The organism is Sphingomonas kyeonggiensis (assembly GCF_014204495.1).
In the GTDB taxonomy this organism is placed as follows: Bacteria; Pseudomonadota; Alphaproteobacteria; order Sphingomonadales; family Sphingomonadaceae; genus Sphingomonas; species Sphingomonas kyeonggiensis_A.
Map to the genome: position 1 here is coordinate 543,578 of NZ_JACHLN010000001.1, position 24,934 is coordinate 568,511.

Here is a 24,934-nt window from a genome sequence, read left to right on the forward strand (position 1 = left end):
GGGGCGAATGGCCGAGCTGAAGACCAGGGCGACCGAGGTGAAGGCGGCGGATTTCATCGCTGCGGTGCCCGATCCGGTGCGGCGCGCCGATGCGGAGATCGTCTGCGAGATGCTGCGGCGGCTGACCGGCGAGGCACCCCGGATGTGGGGGCCGACGATCATCGGCTTCGGCAGCTATCGCTACACCTATGACAGCGGCCATTCGGGCGAGATGTGCCGGATCGGCTTCTCGCCGCGCAAGGCGGAGACGGTGCTCTATGTGCTGACCGGCAAGCCCGAGCAGGAACCGCTGCTCGCCCGGCTGGGCAAGCACCGGACCGGCAAGAGCTGCCTCTATGTCCGGAAACTTGCCGATGTGGACCTGGCGGTGCTGGAGGAGATCGCCCGCACCGCCATTGCCCATATGGACGCGACCTACCCCGCCTGACCGGCCTGGCGCAGGGTCACCTTGTGCGGCTCGTGCAGCGCGCGCTCGCCTTCGAACATGTAATCGCGGGTGAGCGGCAACGCGTCGCGCGAGCGCGAGAATTGCAGCTGGTAGTTGACCAGGCCGCCATATTGGAAGCTGACATGGCAGCCGGCCAGGTAGAAGCACCACATCCGGTAGAAGCGCTCGTCGTACAGGCCGACGATCGCATCGCGCGAGGCGACGGCGCGCTCGTACCAGTGCCGGAGCGTCTCGGCATAATGGAGGCGCAGCACCTCCACATCGGTCATGAAGTAGCGCAGCCCCTCATAGCCCTTGGCGATCTCCGACAGCGCCGGGATATAGCCGCCGGGGAAGATGTACTTGAGCGTGAACGCATCGGTGACGCCGGGGCCGCCGGCGCGGCCGATCGTGTGGAGCAGCATCACGCCTTCCGGCGTCAGCAGCTCGCGCACCTTGCGGAAGAAGGTGCGGTAATGCGGCGTTCCGACATGCTCGAACATGCCGACCGAAACGATCCGATCGAACTGGCCGGCGAGGTTGCGATAGTCGATCAGCTCGAACTTCACCTTGTCCGCCACGCCCGCATCGAGCGCGCGCTGGCGGGCGACCTTGAGCTGTTCCTCGGACAGAGTGACGCCCAGCACCTCGGCACCGGTCTTCTGGTGGATGTAGAGCGCCATGCCGCCCCAGCCGCAGCCGATATCGAGCACCTTCATGCCCGGCTCGATCGCCAGCTTGGCGACGATATGCGCCTTCTTGTCGAGCTGGGCCTGCTCGAGGCTGATGCCCGGCCCACTGAAATAGGCGCAGCTATATTGGCGATCGGTATCGAGGAAGAGATCGTAGAGCTTGCCCGAAAGGTCGTAATGGTGCGCGACGTTCTTCTTCGAGCGGTGCTGCATGTTGATCCGCCCGATGCGGAACAGCAGCTTGTCCAGCACCGCCTTGAAGGCGCTGGGCGACAGGGCCGAGCTATTGTCCTCCCAGAGATTGTTCGCGGCGAACAGCACCACCATGTCGAAGATGTCGCCATGCTCGATGACCATGTCGCCGTCCATGAACGACTCGGCAGCGCCGAGCGAGGGATCGCGCAGGATGCGGCGCACCGCGCGTGCTCCGAAACGGACCGTTACGGGCTTGAGTGTGGCGTCCGGTTCACCGAAAACCCGCTGCGTGCCATCCGCGTGGATGACGGTCAGTTGTCCGCGCTTGATTGCGCGTGCGAAAAAACGATCAATCAACGCCATTTAGCCGTCACCACCATCCAGGGTTAACAGCCCCCCATAGGCACCTTAGGGATGTACGGGATTTCCGCAATATTTCCGCACCTGCGAAGAATCCGACACAATCAGATGCCGGCGTACCATTCATAGCCGGCGATATCCTCCCAGAAGCCGCCCTTGCCCCGGCCGATTCCGGCCAGGCTGGCCACCGCTTCGATGCGCATGACGTATTTTGCGTGCTTGTAGCCGAGCTGGCGCTCGACCCGCAGGCGCAGCGGGGCGCCGTGGCCGACACCGAGCGGCGCATCGTTCATCGACCAGGCGAGGATGGTCTGGGGGTGGAAGGCGTCGACCAGGTCGATCGACTCGTAGTAGGGAATGCGGCGCTGGCCGAACACGTCGGCACAGTGGAAGACGATATAGCGGACGCCGTCCTGCAGACCGGCGAGGCGAAGCACTTCCTCCAGCCGCGGCCCCTGCCATTTGCCGATCGCGCTCCAGCCCTCGACACAGTCGTGGCGGGTGATCTGGGCGCGTTGGGGCATCGAGCGGAGCTGGGCGAGGCTGAGCGACAATGGTTGCCGGACCATCCCGCCCACCTGCAGGCGCCAGTCGGCGAAGCGATTGGCGGCGAGCGCGTTGTACTCGGGCGTGTTGGGGTTGTTGGTGCCGTTGGTCCGGAAGCGCGGGCTACGCTGCTCGGGACGGAACTCGGCGGCGAGCGCGCCGCGACCGACCACCGCGCGCTGAAGATAGCGATGCGCTTCATCGGCATCGAGCAGCAGCGGGCTGCCCGTCCAGGCATCGCAGCCGGCGAGCAGGGTCGCACCGCCGGAGACGATCAGGCCGCGCCGGGTGATCATGCCGCTTCCCCCATGTCCTCGGGCGCCTTCCACCAGCCGGTGATCATCGAGCGGACCTCGTTGACGGGACCGGCGAGGATCACCAGCGTCAGATGCACCACCGTGAACAGGCTGAGCAGCGCCATCGCGATGAAATGCAGCGAGCGCGCCGATTGCCGCCCGCCGAACATGTCGGCCAGCCAGGGCCACATGCCCGGCGCCAGCGCGAGGCCGGTGAAGATCAGCAGGGGCAGCAGGATGAAGAGCACCCCGGCGTAACTGGCCTTCTGGAAGATGTTGTACGCCTTCGGATCGGCGGGATCATGGAAGCGCAGCTGCCAGTGCGCTTCGAGATCCTGCGCGAGATGCGCCGGCGCCAGCTCGGCCCCGCGGATGCGCAGGTCGCGCTGGATGTGGCGGTTGAGCAGGCTCCAGGGCAGATAGACCAGCAGCGAGAAGGCAAGCACCAGCGCAAAGGCCAGGTGCCAGTGCCGCGCACCGGCCAGGTCGTAGGTGGAAGGCAGGGTCAGCCAGCCGGGCCATTGCGGCAGCTTGAGCCAGGCATGGTCGAAATTGGCGCCGTAATTGCCCCAATAGAGCCGGGGATGGGCGTTGAAGATCATCAGCCCGCTGGGGATCATCACCAGCACGGCAAGCGCGTTGAGCCAGTGCCAGAGGCGCGTGATCAGCCGGTGGCGATAGACCTGCATGGTCCCTCCCTAGCGCATCATCCGTAGGCGCGCATGAAGAAGACAATGGTGGTGCCAGCAGTCACCAGCAAGGTCCAGATCCGCACCAGCCGGTGCGACAGCTTCTTGCCGACCCAGGCGCCGAGCCAGCCGCCCAGGATGCCGCCGAGCAGCATCGGCAGGCAGGCGGTCCAGCGCACCATCCCCATGCCGATGAAGATGAAGGCCGCGGCGAAATTGGCGACGGCGAGCATCAGCGTGCGAATCGAGAAGAGCGAGCGCGGGTCGGCCGCCGCCAGCAGTCCGTAGACCGCAGTGGTGATCAGCCCCACCCCGCCGCCGAAATAGCCGCCATAGACGCCCAGCAGGCTCTGCGCGGTCACCAGGGTGCGCGGGCCGATGGTGACGCGGGCGTGCAGCCAGTCCGAGGCGCGCTTGCCGAAGATCATCACCACCAGCGCGAACAGCAGCAGCCAGGGGATGATGAGGTCGAAGGCGCGGGTGGGAGTAAGCACCAGCAAGGTGCTGCCGACCAGCCCGCCGGCAAAGGTGATCCCGGCCAGCACCCGCACCGGCATGCCGCCGACCGGGGCCAGCTCGTCGCGATAGGCCCAGGCGCTTGCGCCGGCTCCGGGCAGCAGCGCGACGTTCGAGGTGGCGTTGGCGATGTTCGAGGGCAGGCCGAGCGCGATCAGCGCGGGCAAGGTGGCGAAGGTGCCGCCTCCCGCCAGCGCGTTCATCGCGCCGCCCAGCGTGCCGGCCACGGCGGCGAGGATCAGGTCGGAAAGGTCCAGCACTGGGCCCCCTTCCCGTGACGGCCGGCGTTTGTCGAGGCGTTTCTAGGGCTGGAGCGGCAGATGCCAGTGCAGCGCGTCCGTCGCCTGAGTGCGGACAAAGCCATGGCGCGCGAAGAAGCGGCCCGCCTCGGGATTGTCGGCAAGCGTCTCGAGGCGAAGCGCGGACAGGCCCTGCTCACCGGCCCAGGCCCGGGCTTCGCCGAGCAGACATTGCCCCACGCCCTGGCCGCGCCGGGCGCGATCGATCTCGATGCGGCGCACTTCGACCGAATCGCCGTCGCGCGTGCAGGCAATGTAGCCCGCGACCTGGCCATCGACCCGGGCCAGCGCGAGCATCCGTGCTGCCCTGGGCACCGCGAAGGCGTTGTCGAAGGGATAGGCCCTGCCTGACGTTCCCAAGCCGAAATCGCATCCGGCAAGCAGGGCCGGATCAAGACTGGCAATGCGCTCGATCTCGACGCGCACCTCCACTCAGCCGAACGGCAGCAGATGGCGATAGGGGAAGTCGCTCGTCCCCCAATGCGAGACATATACGTGCGGCGACGCGAGTACGACGCTGAACTGGCATTTCGGGCGGATCGCTGCCAGCGCCCGATATTCCGCTTCGGTGAGCCGGGTGTTGCGCAGTCGGATGCCCCAGGCGCGCTCCAGCACCGGCGAGCGGAACAGCCGCTCATAGTCGGCGAAGGGCGTCGAATCCCATTCCGACGCCTGAGCAGACTGTAGCGACATGAATGGTGCGCTCGAGTCGGCGAAGTCGATGAAACCCAGCGCCGGCAATCGGGTCGCCTCTGCGAGATGGCCGACGAAACCTCGGGTGTCCCAGTCGCCGCCGGTGCGGATGCGGCGGAGTTCGGACAGGTCGAGCGCGAAGAAGCCGGGCTCGGGCGCTTGCGGCAATTCGAGCGTGCGCAGCGCCGGCATGCGGGCGATCAGCGCGGGGAGCTGACCGTCGGTGATGCAGGCCTGGTTGTGATCGCCGGGATCGGAGATCGCGACCTGGAAGGCGCGCAACCGGGAGAAATCGGGGTCCGCTTCGATCAGCGGGGCGAAATCCCATTCCTTCAGGCCATTGGCGCCTTCGTCCGGCCCGGAAATGCGCAGCTGGACGATGTGGCGCGCGACCCCCGGCCGGCCGAGCAGGTCGAGGAACTCGCCCCAGCCTTCATATTCCGAGCCGCGATAATCCACCGCCAGCGCGCCGCCGAGATCGGCGACCGACAGGCGCGTGCAATAGTCCGGCTCGAGCAGACGCTGGGCCAGCCATTCGGCTTCGTCGCCTTCCTCCACTTCCTGGGCTTCGGCGGCAGCTTCGTTGAGCGTGACCTGGAGGCCGCGCAGTTCCGCCAGCGCCGCTTCCAGGGACAGGCTCACCCGAGCGCCGCCATCTTCTCCTCGGCCTCGCGGTCGAGCTGGGCGCGGCTCTTCTTCTCGGCGGCGGTCTTGAGCTGGCCGCAGGCGGCGTCGATGTCGCGCCCACGGGGCGTGCGCACCGGCGCCGAGATACCCGCCTCGAAGATGATGTTCGAGAAGGCGCGGACACGCTCGGGCGTGGAGGTGTCATAGGGCGCGCCGGGCCAGGGGTTGAACGGGATCAGGTTCACCTTGGCGGGCAGATCATATTTCTTGAGCAGACGGACCAGCTCGCGCGCCTCGGCATCGCTGTCGTTCTTGTCCTTGAGCATGACATACTCAAAGGTGATGCGGCGGGCATTGTTGGCGCCGGGATAGTCGGCACAGGCCTGGAGCAGCTCCTCGATGCCGTATTTGCGGTTCAAGGGCACGATCTCGTCGCGGACTTCCTTGGTGACCGCGTGGAGCGACACCGCCAGGTTCACGCCGATCTCCTCGCCGGCGCGGGCCATCATCGGCACCACGCCCGACGTCGACAGGGTGATGCGGCGCTTCGACAGCGCCAGGCCATCGCCGTCCATGACGATCGACAGGCCGTCGCGGACATTGTCGAAATTGTAGAGCGGCTCGCCCATGCCCATCATTACGATGTTGGTGAGCATGCGCCCCTCGGGCTGGCTCGGCCATTCGCCGAGCGCGTCACGCGCCAGCATCACCTGGCTGACGATCTCGCCGGCGGTGAGGTTGCGCACCAGCCGCATCGTGCCGGTGTGACAGAAGCGGCAGTTGAGCGTGCAGCCAACCTGCGAGGAGACGCAGAGCGTGCCGCGGTCCGCATCGGGGATGAAGACCATCTCGTAATCCTGGCCGTCGGCCGAGCGGAGCAGCCATTTGCGCGTGCCGTCGGTGGAGACCTGCGCCTCGACCACTTCGGGGCGGCCGATCACGAACCGCTCTTCCAGCCACGGATGCTGGGCCTTGGCGATGTCGGTCATCACCGAGAATTCGGTGGCGCCGCGATTGTAGATCCAGTGCCAGATCTGCTTGGAGCGCAGCTTGGCCTGCTTGGGCTCGAGCCCGGCATCGGCGAGCACCGCGCGCATCTGATCGCGGGTGAGGCCGATCAGGTCGGTACGGCCGTCCTCGCGCACCACCGCGGGGCGGGGCACGGGCACGGGATCGATGTGCCCGGGAATGGGCATGGGCGCGGCCGAGGCTGTCTGCATGGCCGCGCACATAGTCGATCTTGCGCGATTATTCCAGTGACCCCAGCCCCTTGAGCGTAACGCGAAGCGATTCGACCAGATCGGTGCGGGGTTCCTCGCCGAGAAAGGCGACCAGCTCGCGATTATCGAGCCGCATGGGGTGGCGCCAGAAGGGGCGCATTTCCAGCAGCTCGCGGATCGTCGGATTGAAGGGCGCGGCGAGCGGGAGCAGGGCCCAGGGGAGCGGCTTTGCCTTGACCGTGCGACCCAGAGCCGCGCCGATCGCCGCCACCAGCTGGGTGCCGTCGCCGTCCCAGTGGCCGGCGAAATGATAGCGGGCGAAGCGCGGCAACTCGGCCTCGCGATCGAGCAGCCGGGCGAAAGTCTCTGCGACATCAGGGAGATAGGCCCAGGCATGGCCCGCGCCCTTCGACCCCGGATAGGTGACCGCACCGACCGGCTTGCCCGGGGTGATCATGCCCTGGGAGAGCCAGCCATTGCCGGGCTTTGGGCCATAATAGTCGCCGGCGCGCAGGATCAGGGCACGGACCCCGGAATCCTCGATTCGTGCTTCCATCGCCTTGCGAATCAGGCCCTTGCGGGTGGCCGGCTGCTGGGGCGAGTCGACCCGGGCGACCGGCTGTGCGGCGGGGTCGTAATTGTAGATCGTGCCCGGCAGAGCGAGCCGCGCGTCATTGGCCCAGGCGGCCTCGATGCTGCTCTCGATCATCGGCAGGACCAGCTTGCCCCAGTCGCGATAGCCCGGCGGATTGACCGCATGGACCAGCGCATCGACGCCCCTGGCCGCGGCCAGCACATCGCCGCGATGCATCGCATCCCCTTCGAACCACGTGATATTCGGGTCGAGCCCGGGGCGTAGGCCGCGGACCAGCCCGCGTACCTTCCAGCCATGCGCGCGCAGTGCCCGGGCAGTCTCGCCCCCCACCCCGCCGGTCGCGCCGAGCACCAAAGCCGTCCTGTCCATTCCGTCCTCCAATGTTCCCAATGGTGACGGGGATGACCAAATCCGGCCTAGAAGAAAATTGTCGAACCTTGGCAGGCCGCTTATAAGAAATTGATGAGCGAGGTGGATTGGGAGCAGCAGCGCGCCTTCCTGGCGGTGCTGGAGACGGGGAGCCTGTCCGGCGCGGCCAGACGGCTGAACGTTGCGCAGCCGACGGTTCGTACGCGGATATTCGCACTGGAGGCCGCGCTGGGCACGGCGCTGTTCACTCGCTCGCCCGGCGGGCTCACTCCCACGGAGAGGGGCATGGCGCTGCACGAGCACGCCCGCGCCATGGCACTCGCTTCGGACGCTTTTGTTCGCACCGCCTCCGCCGCGCCCGACGAAGTGGCCGGCACGGTGCGGATCACCGCCAGCGAAGTGATCGCGGTGGAGGTGCTCCCCGCCATCCTGCGCGCGGTGCAGCGCGAACATCCGCGTCTGGTGATTGCACTGAGCCCCAGCAACCGCAACGAGGACGTGCTGCGCCGCGAGGCGGACGTGGCAGTGCGGATGGTGCCGCCGAAGCAGGAAGCGCTGGTCGCCAGGCGGATCGGCGCGGTGAATCTGGGTGTGCACGCCCACCCCGACTACCTGGCCGGACGCCCCCTCCCGACACGCTTCGAGGAACTGGCCGGGCACCGGCTGATCGGGCCCGAGCGCGACTCGGCGATGCTCCGCCAGGTGCAGGAAGCGAACTTTCCCGTCCGCATCGCCGACTTCAGCTTCCGCGCCGAAAGCGACCATGCCCAGCTCGCCGCGATCCGCGCGGGGCTGGGAATCGGCGTGTGCCAGGTGCCGATCGGCGTGCGCGACGGACTGGTGCGCCTCCTTCCGGACTTCGAACTTCCCCTAGAGACCTGGGTGGTCTGCCATGAGGATCTGCGCGGGCTGGCACGGGTGCGGACGGTGTTCGACGCGCTTGTAAACGGTCTCAGGGCCTATCTCGGCTAGCCCCGCACAGGCCACGACACACCGCGCTTTGCTTGCAGCCATGCATCCCGGGACCCCAGCCTTGCGTTCCTGGGGGCGAGTTCTTGTGAGTTTTGGAGTGCAGTAATGAAGCTTATCGCAACCCTTCTTGCCGGCGCGACGCTGGCGATCGCCCCGGCCGCCATGGCGCAGGACGCGCCGCAGACGACTCCGGCAACGCCCGACGCTCCCGCGGCACAGCAGGCCGCCCCGGCGGCGCCTGCCGCAGCCGCGCCGGCGACCAACGCATCGGTGACCGACGCCGAGGTGGGCCAGTTCGCCACCGCCGCGCTCGAGATCGAGAAGATCCGCAAGGACACCGCCACGCCGGAAGCCGACAAGGGCGCCAAGATGGCGGCCGCCGCTTCCTCGGCTGGCCTCACCTCGGAGCGCTTCAACGCGATCGGCCAGGCGATGCAGGGCGACGCGGCGCTCAACCAGCGCATCCAGAAGGCAGCGACCGACAAGCTCGCGGCCTCGGGCGGCGGCGCGGCGGCGAAGCAGCCGTAAACGATTGTCACTACGGACACTGTGGCGGATCGCTTCCTTGGGAGCGGTCCGCTTTTTTGTTTTTCCTTGGCGGTTCCCCGGCGAAAGCCGGGGCCCAGGGTAATAGAGCGATCCGGCAGAGAAACCCTGGGCCCCGGCTTTCGCCGGGGAGCAGCTCGGGATATTGGCGCCCCTCTTTACTCCCCTCCCTGCAAGGGAGGGGTTGGGGGTGGGTTGCGCCTCCGGTCTTCCGGAGGCGCCCAGCGAGACGGCATCCCTAAACAGAAAAGGCCGGGCATCGAGCCCGGCCTTTTCTAACCCACCCCTAACCCCTCCCTTGCAGGGAGGGGAATCCTTATCGCCCCGCACACCCCAGCGCCGCCGCGTCGATCGCCGTCGCCGCACCCTTGAGAGCGTAGCTGTCGGCGAAGGGCGCGCCGTTTGCGCCGACGGTTTCCACGCTCATGCTGCGCCCCGCGCGCATCGCCGTGACGATCGCGGCATCGGTGCGGGCATCGGGCGCCCAGGCATCGGCATCGCCGGCCTGGAGCTCGAAGCGGCGCTCGCCGATCGACAGGGTGACGCGGGCATTGGCGGCACGGGTGCGGCTCAGGCGGATATGGAGCTGGTTGCGCACCCCGTCGCGTGGCCAGCTGGCGATGCTGGCGAAGGGTTTCGCCTCGCGATATTTCTCGACCGGCTGGGCGATGGCGAAGCAGCGCAGCGGCGAGGAATCGCGGAAGGCGCCCCAGCTGTCGAACGTGCCGAGCGGGGTGCGCGCCTGCGCCTGCAACAGGAGAAGGAGCGCCAGCGCGCTCATGCCGGGGCGGCGCCGCGCCCGGTGCCGAGATGGACCACCGTTTCCACCCCGCCCTCGATCCTGACCACCGAGCCCTGGGGCAGGTCGGGCGCGACCGGCGCGCCGAAGAGGGGCGAGACCGGCAGGCCGGTCATCACCCCGCGCAGCACCCGGCTCGACATGCCGTGCATGATCACCAGCCGGTCGCCCGGATCCGCGTCGGTATCGGCGAGCCAGGACGAGACGCGCACCGCGATGCCGTCATACCATTCGCCGCCCGGCGGCGGGCGGGTGTAAAGGCCGTGCTCGATGTCGAGGAAGCCGGGCGCCTCGTCCATCAGGTCCGCATAATAACGCCCGCTCCATTCGCCCATGCCGATCTCGACCAGCCGGTCGTCGTGGCGGGCCTGGTGCCAGTCGAGCTCGAGATGCTCGGCGATCACCGCCAGCGTCTGCAGCGCGCGGCCGGCGCTCGACGACCACAGGGTGAGCTTCGGCTTCGGCCCGAGGATCTCGCGCAACGCCGCGCCCATCGCATCGGCCTGGGCGAAGCCGGCGCGGGTCAGCGGGGTATGGGGATGATCGCCCTGCATGCGGCGGGCGATGTTGAACACCGTCTCACCGTGGCGGGCGATGAAATCGCGGCCTTTGCGCTGGGTCGTCATCACTTGCTCACAAGCCCGCATGGCAGCGGAAAGGCAAGTGCCCAATTTGCGCCCCCTTTGGTTCATCTCCCGATCAGGTGCGGTAGTTCACTACCACACCAGCCCCGTTCGGGGCGCAACGAAAAGAGGGAGGTACCATGTCCAACACAAGCGACGCATCGGTCTGACCGCGCGACAGGCGCCTGACCTGTTGCCCGTAAGTCACGCTTTTTGTTGTTTATCTGGGGTTCATGAAACAGCGCGGGCCTCCCCCGGTTTTGAACCCTGCCCATGCCGGACAGCATGGGTGCGTACCCAAGGAGTTCCGTTATGCGTACCAAGTTCATCGCCGCCGCCGCGACCCTGCTCGCCGGCACCGCCTTTGCCGCCCCCGCCTTCGCCCAGAGCACCGATGCCGGCTTCACCGGCCCGCGCGCCGAAGCCGTGGTCGGCTGGGACCATGTGAAGGGCGACAATACGGGCGGCGTCGACGGCGCGCTCTATGGCGGCCAGATCGGCTATGACTTCCAGGCCGGCAGCGCCGTGCTGGGCGTCGAAGGCGAAATCACCGGCTCGACCGCGCGCCGCACCAAGAACAATGTGATCGTCGCCGGCGACAGCGCCCGGCTGAGCACCGGCCGCGACCTTTATGTCGGCGCGCGCGCCGGCTTCACCGTGGGCGGCAACGCCCTGATCTATGCCAAGGGCGGCTACACCAACGCCAAGCTCAACAGCCGCTACACCTCCGGCACCACCGACGTTCGCTTCGACGACAATGTCGATGGCTGGCGCCTGGGCGCGGGCGCCGAAGTGAAGCTCAACGACAAGGTCTATCTGAAGGGCGAATACCGCTATTCGCAGTACAAGGATGACGATGCCGGCATCGATGCCAAGCGCCACCAGGTGCTCGGCGGCGTGGGCGTGCGCTTCTAAGATCGCTGCCGCGACGCATTAACTACGCATTTAAGGTGTGAACTATAGGGCCGGAGCGCTTGCTCCGGCCCTTTTTACCGTTAAGGGTATGGTCCGGAAAATTCCCGCAAGCGGGTTCAGATTCGGGCGATAGCTGCCCCGGGGGTTCTTGATGAAGGCGACGATCGAACGCGCAACTCTGTTGAGGGGCTTGAGCCACGTCCAGTCCGTGGTCGAGCGGCGCAACACGATCCCCATTCTCTCCAACGTGCTGATCGAGGCACAGCCGGGCGGCGCGCTGCGCCTGATGGCGACCGACCTCGACCTGCAGATCGATGAGACGATCTCGGCGGCGGTTGACCAGCCGGGTGCGATCACCGTGCCGGCGCACACGCTGTTCGACATCGTGCGCAAGCTGCCCGAGGGCGCGCAGGTCGAGCTGACCGCCGCGGAAGGCCGCATCACCGTCAATGCCGGGCGCGCGCGCTTCACGCTGTCGACGCTGCCGCGCGACGATTTCCCGATGATCGCCGAGGGCGAGCTGCCGACCGTGTTCGAGCTGCCGGCCGAGACGCTCAAGCAGATCATCGACAAGACCCGCTTCGCGATCTCGACCGAAGAGACGCGCTATTATCTCAACGGCATCTACCTGCATGTCGTCGACGAGGCGACGCCGGTGCTGCGCGCCGCCGCCACCGACGGCCACCGCCTCGCCCGCGTCACCGTGGCGCGTCCGGACGGCGCCGACGCGATGCCGGGCGTGATCGTGCCGCGCAAGTGCGTGGGCGAACTGCGCAAGCTGCTCGAGGAAGTCGACGGCTCGATCGGCGTCTCGCTCTCGGCCTCGAAGATTCGCTTCGACCTGGGCCAGGCGATCCTGACCTCGAAGCTGATCGACGGCACCTTCCCGGATTACACCCGCGTGATCCCGACGGGGAACGACAAGCTGCTCAAGCTCGATCCGAAGAGCTTCATGGAAGGCGTCGACCGCGTCTCGACGATCGCGACCGAGAAGACCCGCGCGGTGAAGATGGCGCTGGAGCGCGACAAGATCATCCTGTCGGTGACCAGCCCCGAGAATGGCGCGGCGGCCGAGGAAGTGCCGGGCGACTATGCCGCGCTGCCTTTCGAGATCGGTTTCAACAGCCGCTACCTGATGGACATCCTCAACCAGATCGAAGGCGACCTGGTCGAAGTCCATCTGGCCGACGCCGCGGCGCCGACGCTGATCCGCGAGAACGACAAGTCGCCGGCGCTGTACGTGCTGATGCCGATGCGGGTGTAAGCCTGCTGAAGGGTTGAGCCTGTCGCCATTCCCCTCCCTGCAAGGGAGGGGTCAGGGGTGGGTTAGAAAAGGCCGGGCTCGATGCCCGGCCTTTTCTTTTATCACCACCGGCGAGCAGGGCTCGCTACGCTCGCAACCCACCCCCAACCCCTCCCTTTCAGGGAGGGGAGCAAGAAGAAGACCCTCGCGTCAGGCGAACATGCCCCGGCGGATCGCCGCGATGATCGACACGACCATGTAGATCGCCGTCGAGAGCGTCATCAGCGTCCACAGGCTGACCTCGCCGACCAGGCCGAGCCGGGCGAGCGCGGCCCAGCCGAACAGGCCGAGCTGGGACAGCCAGAAGCTGCCGATCGACGCCTCGGCCAGCGCGGCACGGGTGAGCTCGTCGCTGCCGCGCCGGATCCGGGCGTTGAGCCAGACCTGGAGCGCGAGCAGCGCGGCGAGGCCGATCGCGACCGGGATCGCCGCATCGCCGGTATAGCCGAAGCGGACGGCGAGCGGCGGGGCGAGCAGCAGCGCCGCGCCGAGGAGCAGGCCGATGCCGTTCAGCCGCAGATAGCGCAGCACCGTGCCGTCGAGCGGATCGCCCTCCTGATAATTCTCGGCCATGCGGCGATAGAGCGTGCTGCTCGACGCAGCGACGAGCGCGAACAGGCCGAGGAGCAGCAGCAGCGCGGCGAGCGCGGTCGAGGCGATGTCCTCGCCCGGCATTTGCTCGATCCAGTCGAACAGGCCGAATTGCCCGGCGGCGAAGCCGAGAACGAGACCGAACACGGCGCCGACCGCGGCGCGGACGAGCCGGCGGCGGGTCCCGGAACTAGCCATTGGGGAGCTCGGGCGGGGTCCAGTCGTCGAGGAAGATGACATCGATGGGCACTCCAAAGATCTTCGAAAGCCGCATCGCCAGCGGCAGGCTCGGGTCGTATTTGTCGGTCTCGACCGCATTGATCGTCTGGCGCGAAACGCCGAGCAGCCCGGCCAGATCGCCCTGGCTGAGGCCGGCCTCGGCCCGCAACACGCGCAGCCGGTTCTTCATGCGTGGTGTCCAGAACTCTGTACCATATGACAAGAGTTCTTGTCATGCCTCGGTGGCAGCTGTCAAGAACTCTTGTCATCCGGGTTTCCGCTACGGCAGCATTGATTCCTTAACCCGACTCCTGTATTGACACTCTTGTCAGTAAGGAATCGCATATGGCCACCCAGCCCGCCCCGCAGGTCTTCAACCCCGGCATCCCGATGAAGCGGGAATGGGGCACCGCGTTCCGTGCATTGGGGCGGCTGCTCGCCAATGGCGACGATACCGAGCAGGTCTTCCGGATCATGCGCGCGCTCAATGGCGACGCGACGCAGAAGAGCTATCGCAAGCTGCTGACCATGCCCAATGGCGGGCGGATCGCCTTCCAGCATGTCGAGATGGCCGAGCGGCTGGGCGACCGCGCCTGGATCGAGGGCTTCGCCGAGGGCACGGTGGGCGCGGCCTATCGCAACTTCCTCGATTCGACCGGCTATTCGGCCGACGGGCTGGTCGCGGTGAGCATGGCCGAGGGCGCGTTCCAGAATGCCGACATCCAGCATCCCTATGCCTGGATGGGCCGGCGCGAGCGCGACATCCACGATTTGTGGCACGTGATCACCGGCTACCAGGCCGACGAGCATCTGGGCGAGGCCTGCCTGGTCGCTTTCTCCTATGCGCAGACCGGTGGGCTCGGCTGGGGGTTCATCGGCATGGGCGCGGCGCTCAAGAGCATCCGCATCACCCGCAAGCTGGATTTCTTCAAGGCCGTGATCGAGGGTTATCGCCACGGCAAGGCCGCGCAGTGGCTGCACGGCGAGGACTATGAGACCTTGCTCGCCGAGCCGCTCGATCAGGTCCGCAAGCGGCTGAACATCGGCGATCCGGTCAGGTACCGCAAGGCGCAGGCCAGCCTGGAAGCGGCCGGCCTGAAGGGGATCTAAACCCCGCGCCCTTGCTTACGGCAGGTCCTTGATCGCGCCGCCGGCGTTCGGCTTCATCAGCGCGTCCATCGCACCGAAGATCTCGTCGGCCGACGTGACGGGCGCGGGCAGCTCGAAATGCTTGGCGTCGATCTCGGCGGTGTCGAGCGACTTGAACTCGATCAGCGGGCCGTCCTGCTTGGCCGCACCTTCCTCGATCGGCGTGACGCGCAGCGGCGTGCCCTTGGCGAACAGCTCGGTCAGACGCGCGGAGAAGCCGGTCTCCTCGGGGAACATCGCACCGAAGAAGCTGTTCACCGTGTCGATCGCGCGGCGGAACACATTGCCGACGGGCGTGAGCCTGGGGTCGGCGCTGACCACCATCTCGATATGCTTCTTCTTCGAAGCCTCGTCGCCCTTGAGCATCAGCAGCTTCCACGCCTCGCCCTGCTGGCCGGCGACGACTGCGGCGGTGCCCGGCGCGATGCCGAACTGGAACTCCTTGGCCTTGGGATCCTCGCTCTTGGGGATGAAGCCCTTGACCAGATCGACCATCGCCTGGAGCTCGAAGACCTTGGTGCCTTCCTTGTCGGTGACGGCGATATAGTCGACGCCGTCGCGGTGGATGATCGTGAACTTGCCGCCGACGTCGAGCCGCGAATTGCCCCCGTCATCGACTTCGATCACCAGCTCCTTGCCGCCGGCATTGTAGCGCGCGGTGACGTCGGCCAGCGCCGGCATCGGCGCGAGCGCCAGGATCGTGGCAAGGAACAGCTTGGTACGCATGGTGGAACCCCCTTATTCGACGCCGGCGATCATCCGCGATGTCGCGCGCGGCGGCAATAGCGGCTATCGGCGGGGAATGGCAGTGTCCCGCCTCGTCCTGACCGACTTCCGCAACCATGAAGACGCCGTGCTCGTGCCCGGGCCCGGCTTCGTGGTGCTGAGCGGCGAGAATGGCGCGGGGAAGACCAATGTGCTGGAGGCGCTCTCGCTGCTCGCCCCCGGCCGGGGCCTGCGCCGCGCGCCGCTGACCGAGATGGCGCGGCAGGGCGGCAGCGGCGGGTTCGGCGTGGCGGCGCGGCTGACAGCCCCTCCCGCAATGCCCAGGCGCGGCGCACTCGGTGAGACTTCCCCCACCCCCAACCCCTCCCCTGAAGGGGAGGGGCTTGTAGATATAGGCACCGGCACCCAGGCGAGCGCGCCCGAACGGCGGCTGGTGCGGATCAACGGCGCGACCGCCGCCGCCACCAGCCTGGCCGAATGGGTTAGCGTTCTGTGGCTGACCCCGGCGATGGACCGGCTGTTCGTCGATGCGGCGGGCGAGCGGCGGCGCTTCCTCGACCGGCTGACGCTGGCGCTGAGCCCCGGCCATGCGCACCATTCGACCCGATACGAAGCCGCGATGCGCGAGCGCAATCGGCTGCTGGCGGAGGATGCCGCGCCAGACCCCGACTGGCTGACCGCGCTCGAGGCGCGGATGGCCGAGCATGGCGCGGCGATCGATGCCGCCCGGCGTGCGCTGGTCGTGGCGCTGGCCGAGCGGCTGGCGGCGCAGCCCGAGGGACCGTTCGCGCGGGCGGGGCTGGCACTGGAAGGCTGGCAAGGCGATGCCGACGCGCTCGCCCGCGAGCTGGCGGCCGGTCGCCGGCGCGACGCGGCGGCGGGCCGCACGCTGGCGGGTCCGCACCGCGCCGACCTGCTCGTCACGCATCTGGGGAAGAATCAGGCGGCGCATCTCTGCTCCACCGGCGAGCAGAAGGCGCTGCTGCTTGGGCTCGTCCTCGCCCATGCCGAGCTGGTCGCCGAGCGCGTGGCCCGCGCACCGATCCTGCTGCTCGACGAAGTCGCGGCGCATCTCGACCCGGGCCGGCGTGCGGCACTGTTCGAACGGCTGGAAGGCCGCGGGCAGGTGTGGATGACGGGGACCGAGCCGGCCTTGTTCGAGGCGGTTCCCGGGGGTGCGACGCGGTATCGGGTCAGCGATGGGGCGGTTTCGGTCGAGTAGCTGAGGATACCAGGTGCTCCCCGGCGAAGGCCGGGGCCCAGGGTCACGAGCGACACGGCAGAGAAACCCTGGGCCCCGGCCTTCGCCGGGGAGCAGGTTAATTGGATAGCGTCAGTCCTGATTGCCGAGAACTGTCACCAGCTCGAACAGGAAGGCGCGGCCCGAATAGAGCGCGTCGACCGCGAGCCGCTCGTTGAGCCCGTGGGTACCGTTTCCATCCGGGTCGGAATAAGTGCCCGGCGGGCCATAGGAGGGAATGCCGATCGCCTCGAGGAACACGCCGTCGGTAGCGCCGGTGGACATCATCGGCACCAGCGGCACGCCGGGGCGATGCTTCGCCAGCAGCTTCTCGATCGGCTTGACGATCTTCGGATCGAGCGGCACCGGCCGGGCGAGCGGGCCGCGCAGCTCGGGCAGGGTCACCGTCATCCGGGGATCGGCGATCACCCGGACCAGTTCGTCGCGCACCGCTTCCGCCGACACGCCGGGGAAGATGCGGCAATTGATGTTGGCACCGGCGCGCTGGGGCAGCGCATTGTTGGCATGGCCGCCATCGATCAAGGTCGCCACGCAGGTGGTGCGCAGCATCGAGTGGAAGGCCTTGTCGGTGTTGACGATCGCCTCGGCCGCCTTGTCGCCCGGATTGGCGGCGAGCGCGATCATCGCCTTGCCCATGTCGTCACCGCGCGCCGCGCCGGCCCGGGCGAAATAGGCCTTGGTCGTATCGGTCATCATCAGCGGGAATTCGAACTCGCGGACCTTCACCAGCGCGTCGGACAGCTCGTAGATCGCATTGTCCTTCACCGGCGCGGAGCTGTGACCGCCGGGATTGGTCGCCTCGATCCGGTAGTTGACCGCGGTCTTCTCGCCGACATGGAGGTTGGCGGTGAGCAGCTTGCCCTTGCCGTCGGTGCGGCCACCGCCGCCTTCGTTGAGCGCGAACTCGGCGGCGATCAGATCGGGCTTGTTCTCGGCCAGCCACTTGGCGCCGTTGAACGCCCAGCTGGTCTCCTCGCCGCAGGTGAGCGCCAGCTTGAGCGTGCGCTTGAGCTTCGCCTTGCCGAGCTTGAGGCGGAGCATCGTGTCGATCCAGATCGCATCCAGCGCCTTCATGTCGGCGGTGCCGCGACCCCAGAAATAGCCCTTCTCCTCGACCAGCTTGTACGGATCGCGGGTCCAGTCCTCACGCTTGGCGGCTACCACGTCGATATGGCCGAGCAGCAGGATCGGCTTCAGCGTCTTCGACGTGCCGGGCAGGACGACGACCAGCCCGCCCTCCTTGGGATGATCGGGCACCGCGAAGCGGGTGATGTCGGCATCGCCATACCCCGCCGCGCGCAGCCGCACCTCGACCTTGTCGGCCAGCGCGGTGCAGCTACCGGTGGTGATGCTGGTGTCGGTCTCGACCAGTTCCTGATAGAGCGAACGCAGCGCTTCATTGTCCTGGGCCTGGGCCGGGAAAGACGCCAGCAGCACCGCAAGTCCCACCGCCAAACGCTTCATCGACCGCCCCTTTTCCGCCCCGGAATCTCGTCCACAATTCATCATGTTTCCCCGCGCGGGCAAAGCGCCATTTTGCTTCCGTTTCGTGACGCCAATACCTATATGCTGGGCATGGCAAGCGACGACACCACTCCCGAAAATACCCCGAACCAGAACAGCTACGGCGCAGACTCGATCAAGGTCCTCAAGGGACTGGACGCAGTGCGCAAGCGCCCCGGCATGTATATCGGCGACACCGACGACGGTTCGGGCCTCCACCACATGGTGTTCGAGGTCTCGGACAACGCGATCGACGAGGCGCTGGCCGGGCATTGCGACAAGATCATCATCCAGCTGAACGCGGACGGCTCGGTCTCGGTCGAGGACAATGGCCGCGGCATCCCGACCGGCATCCACAAGGAAGAAGGCGTCTCGGCGGCCGAAGTCATCATGACCCAGCTCCATGCCGGCGGTAAGTTCGAGAACACCAGCGACGACAACGCCTACAAGGTATCGGGCGGCCTGCACGGCGTGGGCGTCTCGGTGGTCAACGCGCTTTCCGAGTGGCTCGACCTCAACATCTGGCGCGACGGCGAGGAGCATTGGATGCGCTTCGCCTATGGCGACGCGACCGCGCCGCTCAAGGTGATCGGCAAGGCCCCCGAGGGCAAGAAGGGCACGCGCGTGACCTTCCTCGCCTCGACCGAAAAGGCCCCGGGCGACGGCGGCACCTTCCGCAACCAGATCGAATATGACTTCGACAAGCTCGAGCACCGCTATCGCGAGCTGGCCTTCCTCAATTCGGGCGTGCGCCTGTTCCTGCGCGACGCGCGGCACGAGGAAGTGAAGGAAGTCGAGCTTTATTACGAGGGCGGCATCGCGGCCTTCGTGAAGTGGCTCGACCGCAACAAGCAGCCGCTGATGCCCGATCCCGTGGCGATCGCCGGCACCCGCGACGACGTGACCATCGACGTGGCGCTGGAGTGGAACGACTCCTATTATGAGAACGTCCTCTGCTTCACCAACAACATCCCGCAGCGGGATGGCGGCACCCACCTCGCGGCGTTCCGCGCGGCGCTGACCCGCACGATCAACAGCTATGCCGACAAGAGCGGCATGCTGAAGAAGGAGAAGGTGACGCTCACCGGCGACGACATGCGCGAAGGCCTGACCGCGATCGTCTCGGTCAAGCTGCCGGATCCGAAGTTCAGCTCGCAGACCAAGGACAAGCTGGTCTCGTCCGAAGTGCGCCAGCCGCTCGAGAGCCTGATGGCGGACAAGCTGGCCGAGTATCTCGAAGAGAACCCGGCCAACGCCAAGACGATCATCCAGAAGGTGATCGACGCTGCCGCCGCCCGCGAAGCCGCCAAGAAGGCGCGCGAGCTGACCCGGCGCAAGGGCGTGCTCGACATCGCCAGCCTGCCCGGCAAGCTTGCCGACTGCCAGGAGCGCGATCCGGCCAAGTCCGAACTGTTCTTCGTCGAGGGTGACTCGGCAGGCGGCTCCGCGAAGCAGGGCCGCGACCGCCAGTTCCAGGCGATCCTGCCGCTGCGCGGCAAGATCCTGAACGTCGAGCGCGCGCGCTTCGACCGGATGCTCGCCAGCCGCGAGATCGGCACGATCATCACGGCGCTGGGCACCGGCATCCGCGACGACTTCAACATCGAGAAGCTGCGCTACCACAAGATCGTCATCATGACCGACGCAGACGTGGACGGCGCGCATATCCGCACGCTGCTGCTCACCTTCTTCTACCGGCAGATGCCCGAGATCATCCAGGCCGGGCACCTCTATATCGCCCAGCCGCCGCTCTACAAGGCGACCAAGGGCCGCAGCGAAGTGTATCTGAAGGACGATACCGCGCTCGACCAGTATCTGGTCGAAGGCGGCGTGGGCCTCACCCGGCTCGAGACGCATGAAGGCCCGATCTTCGGCGAGGAGCTGATGAAGCTGGTCGACCATGCCCGGCGCATGCGGACCCTGATGCGCTACGTGCCGCGCCGCTATGCACCCGACATCGTCGAGGCGCTGGCGCTGGCCGGCGCGTTCGATCCGGACGCGAGCCGCGAGCAGCGCGACGAGCGGCTGGGCGCGGTGACCCGCCGGCTCGACCAGACCGACGAGGATGCGCGCTGGAGCGCCCGCGTGACCGAGGATGGCGGTTTCCACTTCGAGCGGCTGTGGCGCGGCGTGACCGATCACCACATCATCGAGGCGGCGTTCCTGGTCTCGGCCGAAGGGCGCAAGCTCCACACGCTCGCCGCCGAGCAGGCGCAGAGCTATGCGGTGCTCGCCAAGCTGGTGCCGGCAAAGACCGCCGCGACCGAGGAGGTTGCCGCGCCGGCAGCCGAGGATGGCGAGGAACTGGTCGCCGCCGCCAAGGGCGAGACGCTGGTCGCGCGCCCGAGCGAACTGCTCGACGCGATCCTGGCGGCGGGCCGCAAGGGCCTGTCGATCCAGCGCTACAAGGGTCTTGGGGAGATGAACGCCGAGCAGCTGTGGGAAACCACGCTCGATCCGGCAAACCGCTCGATGCTGGTGGTGCAGATCGACCAGGCCGATGTCGCCGACGAGATCTTCACCCAGCTGATGGGCGACGTGGTCGAGCCGCGCCGCGACTTCATCCAGGAGAACGCACTGAGCGTGGCCAACCTGGACGTCTGATCCGGGCCGGGCGCGGGCTGGAATCGCCCGCGCCCGCCTTGTGAAAATCAGCGCTCGCGCCCGGCCTCGTCGATGGTCTCGGCGATGGGCGACAGGAGATACTGGATGATCCGGCGCTCGCCGGTCCGGATCTCCGCCTGTACGGCAAGGCCAGGGCCGATTGGCATCTCCCGGCCCCCTATCGCGATCGTGCGACGCTTCAGGCGGACGCGCACCGCGTAGATCAGGCCGCGCTTCTCGTCCTCGATGGCGTCACGGCTGATCGACGCCACTTCGCCGTCGATCAGGCCATAATCGGTGAATGGGAACGCCTCCAGCTTCACCCGCACCGGCTGCCCCTCGCGGATGAAGCCGATGTCGCGATTGAGGATCTGCGCCTCGACCTCGACTTCGTCCGCCGACGGCACGATCACCAGGAGCGGCTGGGCGGGCTGGACGACGCCGCCCACGGTGTGGATCGCCAGCTGCTGCACCACCCCGTCGACCGGCGAGCGGAGCTCCTGATATTGCCGGCGCCGCAGGGTCTTGCGGATTTCCTCGCTCGCCACCGCGCCCTTGTCCTCGGCTTCGGAAAGGTCGGAGAAGGCCGCCTTGCCGAAGGTCTCGCGCAGCCGGGCGATCTGCGCATCGGTATTGGCGATCGCCGCGCGTGCCTTGGCGGCGGCGCTGCGCTGCACCGCGATGTTCTGGACATGCTCGACGCGCAGCTGCTCATATTCGAGCAGCTTGAGCCGCGAATAATAGCCCTTGTCGGTCAGGGTGCGCCGCCCTTCCAGCTGCTTGTCGACCAGCGGCAGCGTCTGCAGGAGCTTGGCGAGCTCGGCATTGGCCGCGGCGAGATCGGCGCTGCTCTGCGCGCGCGCTTCCTGAAGGCTGGCGCGCTCGGCTTCATATTCGGCGACCGCAGCCCTGGCGAGGCCGGCCTGCGTCGCCGCGGCCGCCGCCGGCGTCCCCGCGGGCGGGACATAGGCCAGGTGCCCGGTCGCGAGATAGCGCACCAGCGCATCGCTGCGCGCCTGGGTGAGCCGTGCCGAGAGCAGGCCCTGGCTCGCCTGGGCATCGTCCGCGCCGGCGAGCGTCGGATCCAGCTCGATCAGCAGCTGCCCGCGCTTCACGCGCTGGCCGTTGCGGACATGGATCGCGCGGACCGCACCGATCTCGATCGGCTGGATGATCTTGATCTTCGCGGACGGCACGACCTTGCCGGTGGCGACGGCGACGGTATCGACCTTGCCGATCCACGACCAGAGCAGCGCCACGCCGAACAGCGAGCACAGGAGCAGCATCAGCCAGCGCAGGCCGGGGCTCGGCGGCTTCTCGATGATCTCGAGCGCGGCGGGCAGGAACTCATGGTCGAGCTTCGGCCGACGCCGCGCCTTTGCCTCGCTCTCCATCCGCCAGGCGGTGCGCAGGACCTGCCAGTGATGCGCGAGATTGGGGAAACGCTCCGCGAAGCTCACAGCGCGACTCCCATCTGCTTGGCATAGAGCTGCGCGTAGCGCCCGCCCGCGCGGATCAGGCTGTCATGATCGCCGTCCTCGGTAAGCGCTCCCGCCTCGACGGTCACGATCCGGTCGCACTGGCGCACCGCGGACAGGCGATGCGCGATGATGATCACGGTGCGCCCCTTGGCGATGACCCCGAGGTTGCGCTGGATGATCTCCTCGCTCTCGGCATCGAGCGCGCTGGTGGCTTCGTCGAGGATCAGGATGCGCGGATCGGTGACGAGCGCGCGGGCGATGGCGAGGCGCTGGCGCTGGCCGCCGGACAGGTTGCCGCCGCGCTCGTCGATCACGGTGTCGTAGCCGTGCGGCAGCTCCAGCACGAAATCATGCGCGCCGGCCATCTGCGCGGCGGCGATAACCTGCTCCATCGGCCGGGTCGGATCGGTGAGCGCGATATTCTCGCGGACCGAACGGTTGAACAGGATGTTCTCCTGCAGCACCACGCCGATCTGGCGGCGCAGCCATGCCGGATCGACCAGCGCCAGATCGACGCCATCGACCAGGACCCTTCCCTGCTCCGGCACGTACAGCCGCTGGACGAGCTTGGTCAGGGTCGACTTGCCCGATCCGGAGGGCCCGACAATGCCCAGCGTCTGCCCCGCGGCGATCTCCAGCGCGACCCCGCGCAGCGCCTCCGGCGCGTCGGACCGATAGCGGAAGCGCACGGCATCGAAGCGGATGTCGCCGCGGATCGCCGGCAGGCTGGCGCGATTGGGGTTGTGCTCGGGTTCGGCGGGCGCGTTGAGCACATCGCCCAGCCGATCGACCGAGATGCGCACCTGCTGGAAGTCCTGCCACAGCTGCGACAGCCGGAGGATCGGCGACGCGACCCGCCCCGACAGCATGTTGAAGGCGACGAGCGCCCCGACCGACAGGTCCCCCGCGATGACCTGCTTCGCGCCGAAATAGAGGATCGCGACGGTGGTGAGCTTGGAGACGAGCTGGATGCCGTGGCTGCCCCAATTGGCCAGCGTCATCACCGAGAAGCCGGTCTGGGTGTAGCCGGCGAACTGCCGTTCCCAGCGCGCGCGCATCTGCGGCTCCACCGCCATCGCCTTCAGCGTCCCGATCCCCGTCACGCTCTCGACGAGGAACGCCTGATTCTCCGCGCCGCGCCGGAACTTCTCGTCGAGGCGCGCCCGCAGCGTCGGCGTGATCAGGATCGAGATCGCCGCGTAGAGCGGGATCGACAGCACCACGATCAAGGTCAGGATCGGGCTGTAGAGATACATCACCGCGAAGAACACGATGGTGAAGAAGAGATCGATGACCACCGTCACCGCGTTGGAGGTGAGGAACTCGCGGATCCGCTCCAGCTCGCGTACCCGCGCCACGCTGTCACCGACGCGGCGCGCTTCGAAATAGGAAAGCGGCAGGTTGAGCAGGTGCCGGAAGAGCCGCGAGGAGAGCTCGGCATCGACGCGATTGGTCGAATGCGCGAACAGCCAATTGCGCAGCGCCGACAGCGCCGTCTCCCAGGTCAGCACCACCGCCAGGCCGATCGCCAGCACATCGAGGGTGGACAGCGACTGGTGCACCAGCACCTTGTCGATCACCAGCTGGAAGAAGATCGGCGAGACCAGCCCCATCAGCTGCAGGAAGAAGGAGGCGATCAGCACGTCGCGCAGCGGCTTGCGATATTTGACGAGCGCCGGGATGAACCAGCTGATGTCGAACGGCCGGCCCGTGCCCGCGATCGCCTCGCGCGTGGTCATCAGCAGCAGGCGGCCGGTGAAGTCGGCGGCGAACTGGTCCTCGCTCCAGATCTCCGGCGCCGCCGCGCCGCCGCGCTGGACGAGCAGCCGCCGCTTCTCCTCGCTCTCGTCCACCTTGAGCAGGATCACGGCTTCGCCGTCCTCGAGCTCGGCGAGCGCGGGAAGCGGGCGCTTGATCAGATCGCGGATGGCGCTGGACTGGATGCGCGCGACGATGCCGATGCGCTTGGCGGCACGCGCAAGCCCTTCAAGGCGGAAGTCCGTCCCCTGCCCCTGTTCATGGGCAATCTGCGCAGGATCTGCGGGCACCCCCAGAAAGCGGGCGACAAGCACGAATGCATCCAGCGAAGCCGACGACGCGGCTTTCTCCCCCTCGATCACAAATCCCCCCGAACGCGTTACGCGCACAACATTTGAGTACCGTCAGCCGGTTGTTCGCTGCCCCCAGCGCCCTGGAACCAGGGTATGCAGCTATTCCTTGAGCTGCGCCGCGATCGCCTCGACCAGCCGGTCTCCCGCATCCGCCTCGATCCGCTGAACGGAGCGCACGCCCGTCTCGAGATCGGTGCGGTGGAGATTGAAGGCCTGGCCGCGCAACGGCTTGGCGATGAGATCCGCGATCATGATCTCGAGATGGCGATTGGTCGCATCGGCGAAGGGCGCGATGAGATCGACCAGCCAGAGGCGGTCTCCCTTGCTCCATTCGTCCATGGTCAGCCGGTTCTCCGGCTCGATCATGCCGCGCTGCAGCTTGGCCTCGCCCTCCGCGGTGGTCCTGGCCCATAGCGCCAGGCCCACGGGCCGATCGCCGTCGCGGAAGATGTAGAACTGCTCGTTGAGCAACGCCGGCATCACCAGCCATTCGAGATCGCCGATCGCAAGGCCGCGGTGCAGCGGCGACTGGGTGAGCAGCCAGGTCATCTCGCCCAGGAGGTGGCTGACGGTAGGAGGCGTAGTCATCTGTTCCATGGTCTTCTCT

25 protein-coding genes are annotated in these 24,934 nt (G+C 67.4%); 8 read left to right on the plus strand and 17 right to left on the minus strand.

Annotated elements, in window-relative coordinates; translation table 11 throughout:
* Positions 1-7 precede the first annotated feature (7 nt).
* A complete protein-coding gene (locus tag HNP52_RS02695; protein ID WP_184162127.1) occupies positions 8-427 on the plus strand; it encodes a DUF1801 domain-containing protein in 420 nt (139 codons plus the stop codon).
* On the opposite strand, the gene HNP52_RS02700 is transcribed toward HNP52_RS02695, so the two are convergent.
* The 8 genes from HNP52_RS02700 to HNP52_RS02735 all read right to left on the minus strand — a co-directional run bounded on the left by HNP52_RS02700 (position 415) and on the right by HNP52_RS02735 (position 7,524).
* Positions 415-1,677: a cyclopropane-fatty-acyl-phospholipid synthase family protein gene (locus tag HNP52_RS02700; RefSeq protein WP_184162129.1), complete on the minus strand. Its 1,263-nt coding sequence runs from the start codon at positions 1,675-1,677 to the stop codon at positions 415-417. The two genes, HNP52_RS02695 and HNP52_RS02700, sit on opposite strands and share 13 nt — an antisense overlap.
* 101 nt (positions 1,678-1,778) lie before the next feature.
* Positions 1,779-2,516, minus strand: coding sequence for a molybdopterin-dependent oxidoreductase (locus HNP52_RS02705; protein WP_184162131.1), 738 nt, complete (start codon positions 2,514-2,516; stop codon positions 1,779-1,781).
* Entirely contained in the window at positions 2,513-3,205 is a 693-nt protein-coding gene (locus HNP52_RS02710) for a cytochrome b/b6 domain-containing protein (protein ID WP_184162133.1), read from the minus strand. Before HNP52_RS02710 ends, HNP52_RS02705 begins: the two co-directional genes overlap by 4 nt.
* A gap of 17 nt (positions 3,206-3,222) precedes the next feature.
* Positions 3,223-3,981, minus strand: a complete 759-nt coding sequence (locus HNP52_RS02715) for a sulfite exporter TauE/SafE family protein (RefSeq protein WP_311768385.1) — start codon at positions 3,979-3,981, stop codon at positions 3,223-3,225.
* A 42-nt stretch (positions 3,982-4,023) separates the two neighbouring features.
* Positions 4,024-4,446: a GNAT family N-acetyltransferase gene (locus HNP52_RS02720; protein WP_184162135.1), complete on the minus strand. Its 423-nt coding sequence runs from the start codon at positions 4,444-4,446 to the stop codon at positions 4,024-4,026.
* Positions 4,447-4,452: 6 nt separating this feature from the next.
* Positions 4,453-5,355 carry a hypothetical protein gene (locus tag HNP52_RS02725; RefSeq protein WP_184162137.1) on the minus strand — a complete coding sequence of 301 codons (903 nt, stop codon included), beginning with the start codon at positions 5,353-5,355 and terminating at the stop codon, positions 4,453-4,455.
* Positions 5,352-6,560 carry a 23S rRNA (adenine(2503)-C(2))-methyltransferase RlmN gene (gene rlmN, locus HNP52_RS02730; protein ID WP_184162139.1) on the minus strand — a complete coding sequence of 403 codons (1,209 nt, stop codon included), beginning with the start codon at positions 6,558-6,560 and terminating at the stop codon, positions 5,352-5,354. Before rlmN ends, HNP52_RS02725 begins: the two co-directional genes overlap by 4 nt.
* A 28-nt stretch (positions 6,561-6,588) precedes the next feature.
* Positions 6,589-7,524, minus strand: coding sequence for an NAD-dependent epimerase/dehydratase family protein (locus tag HNP52_RS02735; RefSeq protein WP_184162141.1), 936 nt, complete (start codon positions 7,522-7,524; stop codon positions 6,589-6,591).
* Positions 7,525-7,617: 93 nt separating this feature from the next.
* On the opposite strand from HNP52_RS02735, the gene HNP52_RS02740 reads away from it, so the two are divergent.
* Positions 7,618-8,496, plus strand: a complete 879-nt coding sequence (locus tag HNP52_RS02740) for a LysR family transcriptional regulator (RefSeq protein WP_184162143.1) — start codon at positions 7,618-7,620, stop codon at positions 8,494-8,496.
* Positions 8,497-8,601: 105 nt separating this feature from the next.
* Positions 8,602-9,024: a DUF4168 domain-containing protein gene (locus HNP52_RS02745; protein ID WP_184162145.1), complete on the plus strand. Its 423-nt coding sequence runs from the start codon at positions 8,602-8,604 to the stop codon at positions 9,022-9,024.
* 334 nt (positions 9,025-9,358) lie between these two features.
* On the opposite strand, the gene HNP52_RS02750 is transcribed toward HNP52_RS02745, so the two are convergent.
* Complete coding sequence (locus tag HNP52_RS02750; RefSeq protein ID WP_184162147.1) at positions 9,359-9,823, minus strand: invasion associated locus B family protein; 465 nt, start codon at positions 9,821-9,823, stop codon at positions 9,359-9,361.
* Positions 9,820-10,467: a histidine phosphatase family protein gene (locus tag HNP52_RS02755; RefSeq protein WP_184162149.1), complete on the minus strand. Its 648-nt coding sequence runs from the start codon at positions 10,465-10,467 to the stop codon at positions 9,820-9,822. The genes HNP52_RS02750 and HNP52_RS02755 overlap by 4 nt, the downstream gene beginning before the upstream one ends.
* A gap of 309 nt (positions 10,468-10,776) precedes the next feature.
* On the opposite strand from HNP52_RS02755, the gene HNP52_RS02760 reads away from it, so the two are divergent.
* Together HNP52_RS02760 and dnaN are read left to right on the plus strand one after the other, a co-directional pair.
* On the plus strand, positions 10,777-11,379 hold the full coding sequence (locus tag HNP52_RS02760; RefSeq protein WP_184162151.1) for an outer membrane protein: 603 nt from the start codon (positions 10,777-10,779) through the stop codon (positions 11,377-11,379).
* Positions 11,380-11,530: 151 nt separating this feature from the next.
* Positions 11,531-12,643 (plus strand): DNA polymerase III subunit beta, encoded by a 1,113-nt coding sequence (gene dnaN / locus HNP52_RS02765; RefSeq protein WP_184162153.1) that lies wholly within the window; start codon positions 11,531-11,533, stop codon positions 12,641-12,643.
* Positions 12,644-12,832: 189 nt separating this feature from the next.
* Here the strand turns inward: dnaN and HNP52_RS02770 are convergent, their stop codons facing one another.
* Positions 12,833-13,471, minus strand: coding sequence for a hypothetical protein (locus HNP52_RS02770; protein WP_184162155.1), 639 nt, complete (start codon positions 13,469-13,471; stop codon positions 12,833-12,835).
* Entirely contained in the window at positions 13,464-13,682 is a 219-nt protein-coding gene (locus HNP52_RS02775) for a helix-turn-helix transcriptional regulator (protein WP_184162158.1), read from the minus strand. Before HNP52_RS02775 ends, HNP52_RS02770 begins: the two co-directional genes overlap by 8 nt.
* A gap of 155 nt (positions 13,683-13,837) precedes the next feature.
* Between HNP52_RS02775 and HNP52_RS02780 the strand changes: the two genes are divergently transcribed.
* A complete protein-coding gene (locus HNP52_RS02780) occupies positions 13,838-14,602 on the plus strand; it encodes a Coq4 family protein (RefSeq protein WP_184162160.1) in 765 nt (254 codons plus the stop codon).
* A 15-nt stretch (positions 14,603-14,617) separates the two neighbouring features.
* On the opposite strand, the gene HNP52_RS02785 is transcribed toward HNP52_RS02780, so the two are convergent.
* Positions 14,618-15,367, minus strand: coding sequence for a hypothetical protein (locus HNP52_RS02785; protein WP_184162164.1), 750 nt, complete (start codon positions 15,365-15,367; stop codon positions 14,618-14,620).
* 76 nt (positions 15,368-15,443) lie between these two features.
* Between HNP52_RS02785 and recF the strand changes: the two genes are divergently transcribed.
* The gene (recF, locus tag HNP52_RS02790) at positions 15,444-16,589 is read left to right on the plus strand and encodes a DNA replication/repair protein RecF (protein ID WP_184164930.1); all 1,146 of its coding nucleotides are present in this window, start codon (positions 15,444-15,446) and stop codon (positions 16,587-16,589) included.
* Positions 16,590-16,700: 111 nt separating this feature from the next.
* On the opposite strand, the gene HNP52_RS02795 is transcribed toward recF, so the two are convergent.
* On the minus strand, positions 16,701-18,092 hold the full coding sequence (locus HNP52_RS02795; RefSeq protein WP_184162168.1) for a M20/M25/M40 family metallo-hydrolase: 1,392 nt from the start codon (positions 18,090-18,092) through the stop codon (positions 16,701-16,703).
* Between the two features lie 111 nt (positions 18,093-18,203).
* Here HNP52_RS02795 and gyrB point away from each other — a divergent pair, with 111 nt between their 5' ends.
* Positions 18,204-20,735, plus strand: coding sequence for a DNA topoisomerase (ATP-hydrolyzing) subunit B (gene gyrB / locus HNP52_RS02800; protein ID WP_409372581.1), 2,532 nt, complete (start codon positions 18,204-18,206; stop codon positions 20,733-20,735).
* Positions 20,736-20,782: 47 nt separating this feature from the next.
* Here the strand turns inward: gyrB and HNP52_RS02805 are convergent, their stop codons facing one another.
* From HNP52_RS02805 to HNP52_RS02815, 3 genes are all read right to left on the minus strand, one after another.
* On the minus strand, positions 20,783-22,195 hold the full coding sequence (locus HNP52_RS02805; protein ID WP_184162171.1) for an HlyD family type I secretion periplasmic adaptor subunit: 1,413 nt from the start codon (positions 22,193-22,195) through the stop codon (positions 20,783-20,785).
* Entirely contained in the window at positions 22,192-24,363 is a 2,172-nt protein-coding gene (locus HNP52_RS02810; protein ID WP_311768386.1) for a type I secretion system permease/ATPase, read from the minus strand. Before HNP52_RS02810 ends, HNP52_RS02805 begins: the two co-directional genes overlap by 4 nt.
* A gap of 63 nt (positions 24,364-24,426) precedes the next feature.
* Positions 24,427-24,924 (minus strand): toxin-activating lysine-acyltransferase, encoded by a 498-nt coding sequence (locus tag HNP52_RS02815; RefSeq protein WP_221416083.1) that lies wholly within the window; start codon positions 24,922-24,924, stop codon positions 24,427-24,429.
* Between the last annotated feature and the right edge of the window lie 10 nt (positions 24,925-24,934).

What these genes read in the sequence shown, in the direction of transcription:
- rlmN (WP_184162139.1), bottom strand. Translation starts at nt 6,560, where the DNA reads ATGCAGACAGCCTCGGCCGCGCCCATGCCCATTCCCGGGCACATCGAT.
- HNP52_RS02735 (WP_184162141.1), bottom strand. Translation starts at nt 7,524, where the DNA reads ATGGACAGGACGGCTTTGGTGCTCGGCGCGACCGGCGGGGTGGGGGGC.
- HNP52_RS02785 (WP_184162164.1), bottom strand. Translation starts at nt 15,367, where the DNA reads ATGCGTACCAAGCTGTTCCTTGCCACGATCCTGGCGCTCGCGCCGATG.
- HNP52_RS02740 (WP_184162143.1), top strand. Translation starts at nt 7,618, where the DNA reads ATGAGCGAGGTGGATTGGGAGCAGCAGCGCGCCTTCCTGGCGGTGCTG.
- HNP52_RS02755 (WP_184162149.1), bottom strand. Translation starts at nt 10,467, where the DNA reads ATGACGACCCAGCGCAAAGGCCGCGATTTCATCGCCCGCCACGGTGAG.
- dnaN (WP_184162153.1), top strand. Translation starts at nt 11,531, where the DNA reads ATGAAGGCGACGATCGAACGCGCAACTCTGTTGAGGGGCTTGAGCCAC.
- HNP52_RS02745 (WP_184162145.1), top strand. Translation starts at nt 8,602, where the DNA reads ATGAAGCTTATCGCAACCCTTCTTGCCGGCGCGACGCTGGCGATCGCC.
- HNP52_RS02700 (WP_184162129.1), bottom strand. Translation starts at nt 1,677, where the DNA reads ATGGCGTTGATTGATCGTTTTTTCGCACGCGCAATCAAGCGCGGACAA.
- HNP52_RS02750 (WP_184162147.1), bottom strand. Translation starts at nt 9,823, where the DNA reads ATGAGCGCGCTGGCGCTCCTTCTCCTGTTGCAGGCGCAGGCGCGCACC.
- HNP52_RS02710 (WP_184162133.1), bottom strand. Translation starts at nt 3,205, where the DNA reads ATGCAGGTCTATCGCCACCGGCTGATCACGCGCCTCTGGCACTGGCTC.
- recF (WP_184164930.1), top strand. Translation starts at nt 15,444, where the DNA reads ATGGCAGTGTCCCGCCTCGTCCTGACCGACTTCCGCAACCATGAAGAC.
- gyrB (WP_409372581.1), top strand. Translation starts at nt 18,204, where the DNA reads ATGGCAAGCGACGACACCACTCCCGAAAATACCCCGAACCAGAACAGC.
- HNP52_RS02815 (WP_221416083.1), bottom strand. Translation starts at nt 24,924, where the DNA reads ATGGAACAGATGACTACGCCTCCTACCGTCAGCCACCTCCTGGGCGAG.
- HNP52_RS02775 (WP_184162158.1), bottom strand. Translation starts at nt 13,682, where the DNA reads ATGAAGAACCGGCTGCGCGTGTTGCGGGCCGAGGCCGGCCTCAGCCAG.
- HNP52_RS02780 (WP_184162160.1), top strand. Translation starts at nt 13,838, where the DNA reads ATGGCCACCCAGCCCGCCCCGCAGGTCTTCAACCCCGGCATCCCGATG.
- HNP52_RS02695 (WP_184162127.1), top strand. Translation starts at nt 8, where the DNA reads ATGGCCGAGCTGAAGACCAGGGCGACCGAGGTGAAGGCGGCGGATTTC.
- HNP52_RS02705 (WP_184162131.1), bottom strand. Translation starts at nt 2,516, where the DNA reads ATGATCACCCGGCGCGGCCTGATCGTCTCCGGCGGTGCGACCCTGCTC.
- HNP52_RS02795 (WP_184162168.1), bottom strand. Translation starts at nt 18,092, where the DNA reads ATGAAGCGTTTGGCGGTGGGACTTGCGGTGCTGCTGGCGTCTTTCCCG.
- HNP52_RS02770 (WP_184162155.1), bottom strand. Translation starts at nt 13,471, where the DNA reads ATGGCTAGTTCCGGGACCCGCCGCCGGCTCGTCCGCGCCGCGGTCGGC.
- HNP52_RS02760 (WP_184162151.1), top strand. Translation starts at nt 10,777, where the DNA reads ATGCGTACCAAGTTCATCGCCGCCGCCGCGACCCTGCTCGCCGGCACC.